We start from the raw sequence: 953 nt of genomic DNA on the forward strand, positions 1-953 counted from the left end.
CGCCGGGGACAGCCCGGCCCGCGCCGCGGCGCGCAGCGCCCGCCGGTCCGGGACACCGTCGCGGGCCTCGACGACCGCCGTGACCACCATCCCCAGCGACGCGTGCGGGGTCCCGGCGACGACGACGTCCCCGACGCCCGCGACGCCGCGCAGCACCTGCTCGACCTCCTCGGCGGCGACCAGCGTGCCGCCGGAGGAGATGGTGGTGGCGGCGCGGCCGAGGACGGTCAGGCCGCCGTCGTCGGTGAGCTCGGCGCGGTCGCCGACGGTCGTCGGACCGGGGCCGGCCGGGAGGAGTGCGCCACGGATGAACCGGCCGTGCACCGACTGCGGGCTGTCCACCCACAGCACGTCGTCGCGCACGGTGAGGTGCACGTCCTCGACCGGGCGCAGCGGGCCGTCGTCGCGGCGGGTGGCGATCAGCGAGTGCTCGGCCGAGCCGTAGTACTCGAGCAGCGTGGTGCCGGGCAGCAGCCGCGCGACCCGCTCCCGCATCCCCGGCGCGACGTGCGCGCCACCGCACACCACGACCCGTGGCGCGGGGCCGCCCGGGCGGCGCTCCCGCTCGTCGAGCAGGGCGCTGAGCTGGGCGGGGACGAGGTGGACCGAGCCGCCGTCGGGCAGGTCGGTCGGGTCGAGCCGGCCGCGGGTGACCAGGCCCAGACCGTGGTGCAGCGCGTGCAGCGCCCCGAACAGGTACAGCGTCGAGGACGGCGGCCCCGGCACGAGGACCGGTCCGGGCAGCGCACCGAGGATGTCGAACCCGATCCGCCAGGAGCGCCGGTCACGGGCTAGCACGGTGGGGACACCGGTGCTGCCCGAGGTCGTCGGGAGCAGGAACAGCCCGGGCGTCCGCGCTCCGCCGTCGGCGGTCGCGGCCCGGCCGTCGGTGCCGACGACGTGGTGCGGCGCGGTGTCGGCGAGCACCGCGTCGCGTTCGCGGCCGGTCCAGC

At 78.2% G+C, this 953-nt stretch carries 1 protein-coding gene; it reads right to left on the minus strand.

Translation table 11 applies throughout. The features are described from left to right. Positions 1 to 953, minus strand: a 953-nt coding sequence (locus tag GTW08_RS02195) for a long-chain fatty acid--CoA ligase (RefSeq protein WP_161151324.1), incomplete at both ends; no start/stop codon positions are given.

Source organism: Pseudonocardia sp. SID8383, assembly GCF_009864975.1.
GTDB lineage: Bacteria > Actinomycetota > Actinomycetes > Mycobacteriales > Pseudonocardiaceae > Pseudonocardia > Pseudonocardia alni.